The sequence below is a fragment of the Nocardia sp. NPDC050713 genome (assembly GCF_040654315.1).
Lineage (GTDB): Bacteria > Actinomycetota > Actinomycetes > Mycobacteriales > Mycobacteriaceae > Nocardia.
In genome coordinates this window covers 1-2,370 of sequence record NZ_JBFAHS010000039.1, presented here as the reverse complement: position 1 = coordinate 2,370, position 2,370 = coordinate 1, and the positions used below count along the sequence as shown (strand labels likewise).

Below are 2,370 nucleotides of genomic sequence, written 5' to 3'. Positions count from 1 at the left end.
GCACCCCCCCCCCCACACCCTGCCCCGGGCGCTCCAATAACACCCCCCCCCCCTCCCCCCCGCCCTCTTCCTCTTGACCGCCCACCACCGCCAGCGCCGGCCCGCCCCCCCCGCCCCCCCCCCGCCACCACCAAGGGAGAACCCGATGAGCACCGACACGACCGCCCGCGACGCGATCCGCGCCTACCACCGCCTGCGCCTGGCCCTGGAAGCCGCGCAGGCCAAGGCCCGGTTCGACGCGATCGCCGACCAGCTGGGCATCGACCCCGCCCACCTGGACCGGGACGTGGAGCGGATCGCCAAGGAGGCCAACGCCGCGATCCTGGCGGCCGGCCTCACGCAGGACGAGCTGAGCCGGATCGACACCGCCATCGTCCAGGCCACCCAGGCCTGACCCACCCCGACCGAGAGGAGCACGACATGAGCTGGCTCGCCAGCCTCGGAGAGGCACTGACCATCGGCGGCAACAACCCCACAAAGGCGGCAAACCCGCCCCGGGGCGAGTGCCGGCAGTGCTGGGAGCACGCGCACGACAGCCGCCGGGTGCACGCCCACCTGGCCCCGGGCGAGGACTGCCCGGACTGCGTGGCCCACATGGGCGGCCGACACCCCGCCCACCTGATCGTCACCTGACCGACCATCCGCCCGGGGCGGGCCGCCACCGGCCCGCCCCGGCTCGTACGAAGGAGAACCCGATGACGCACTACCCCGCCTTCAACGCCCCGTGCGCCAACGACGCGTACGACGGCGCCCCCGACCTCGACCAGGAGACGGAGGAGGTCGCCCGGCTGGTCAAGGAGCTGGAGGGCCCGCACCGGCCGGAGCACTACGGGCCGGTGACCACGGCCGAGCGCCGGGAGGCGATCCTGCGCCTGGCGGCCGTCCACGACCGGCGGTGGTGGCGGAGCCAGACCGAGCTGGACGGCGGGTTGGCCGAGTCGGCAGCCTTCGCGCTCCAGCAGTTCGACCGGCTCCACCCGGAAGAGGTCGCCGGTCCGATCGGGCCCGACTCGATCGAGTGGGACGCGCCCGGGGGCACGAAGGCGTACGTGCGGCAGGAGTACCTGTGGTGGCGCTCGGTCCCGCCGGGTTGTGCGGGTCCGTGGTGTTCGCCGGCGGATCCGTGCGACTGGCACCGCGAGGAGAGCGGCGAGAGCTGAGCGGGTGGCCGCTCGGAATCGCATATCCGTGCGCCATTTGTCGCAGGTGGCGCGCACACTGACAGATCACCTGCTGATCTCTGATCAACGAGGGGACGCCGGGCGGGGGCTGAAACCCCGCCCGGCAGCAGGCTCCCCAAGGCAATGGAGAGGAGAGCACCATGGCCATCCTGGCAGCCGGGAGGGGCGTCCACAGCGCCGTATCCAGCCTTGCCCAGGTGTCGCCCTCCGCGCACCCGTCCGGCCCCGCCACGGGTACCCCGGGGCAGGCTGACGACGGCACGTTCAACGCGGTCTGGGGCGTCCTGGAGGCGGTGGGCAAGCCGTTTCACCTCAACGGGCTGGGCGTGCTGCTGGCCCTGGGCGCGATCGGCTGGCTGATCAGCCAGATGCCCAAGCTGCCCAAGCGCACCCCGAAGCAGAAGGCCACGGACGAGGCGATCGGCAAGGCGGGGAAGGCGTTCGGTGGCGCGATCGGGCGGTTCCTGGCCGGGCGCCCGATCGGGGCGAAGAGCGCCGCGCGGAAGAAGGAGGCGGGGGCGTCGTTCTGGAACAACGCGCTGCCCGAGCCCGAGGCGCTGTCCGCCCCGCTGGCCGCGATGGGCGCCGTCGCCCTGCCCGGCCCGGCGATCGGACCGGACTTCCGTGAGCTCCTGTCCGCGCGGTTGGTGGGCTTCACGGACTGGGTGGGCTCCCTGCCGTTGCCCCGCCTCCTGGTGCAGGCCTCCGACGTCGGCGCGATCGTGGCGTGGCACGTCGCGCTGGCCGGGCGCTGGGCGGGTCGGGGGCTGAGGGGCGTGCTGATGCTGCCCGTCGCTCTGTTCCGGGGCCTGGCCTCCTACGGCCGGTGGGCGTACGTGAGCGTGTTGACGGCGCGCGCCGCCGTCCCGGCCGGGTGGGCGCTGTACGCCGTCGCCCCCGAGCGCACCGGGGCCGGCCTTCTGGTAGCTGCGGGCGGCGCCGTGGTCGCCGGGTTCACCGGCCCGGACGGCCTGGGCAAGTGGAAGGGCCCGCGCCCCAGCGACGACCAGCTGTACGGCCGCTGGCTGTGGTCGATGCTCAAGGCCGCCCTGCACCTGGACCCGGAGGCGCAGAAGGAGGACTGGCTGGCCGTCCCGGACCGCCTGGAGGACGAGGGCGCCCAGGTGGTCCTGATGCTGCCGGAGGACTTCCGGGGCACCCCGCGCGAGCGGGCCGACCTGGACGACAT

At 74.1% G+C, this 2,370-nt stretch carries 4 protein-coding genes; all 4 read left to right on the top strand.

What is annotated here, in order from left to right; translation table 11 throughout:
- Window positions 1-145 precede the first annotated feature (145 nt).
- Window positions 146-394, top strand: coding sequence for a hypothetical protein (locus AB0H49_RS34370; protein ID WP_357257301.1), 249 nt, complete (start codon window positions 146-148; stop codon window positions 392-394).
- Between the two features lie 26 nt (window positions 395-420).
- Window positions 421-633 carry a hypothetical protein gene (locus AB0H49_RS34365; RefSeq protein ID WP_357257298.1) on the top strand — a complete coding sequence of 71 codons (213 nt, stop codon included), beginning with the start codon at window positions 421-423 and terminating at the stop codon, window positions 631-633.
- 62 nt (window positions 634-695) lie between these two features.
- Window positions 696-1,160, top strand: coding sequence for a hypothetical protein (locus tag AB0H49_RS34360; protein WP_357257295.1), 465 nt, complete (start codon window positions 696-698; stop codon window positions 1,158-1,160).
- A gap of 314 nt (window positions 1,161-1,474) precedes the next feature.
- Window positions 1,475-2,370, top strand: an 896-nt coding sequence (locus AB0H49_RS34355) for a hypothetical protein (RefSeq protein WP_357257292.1), incomplete at its 3' end; no start/stop codon positions are given.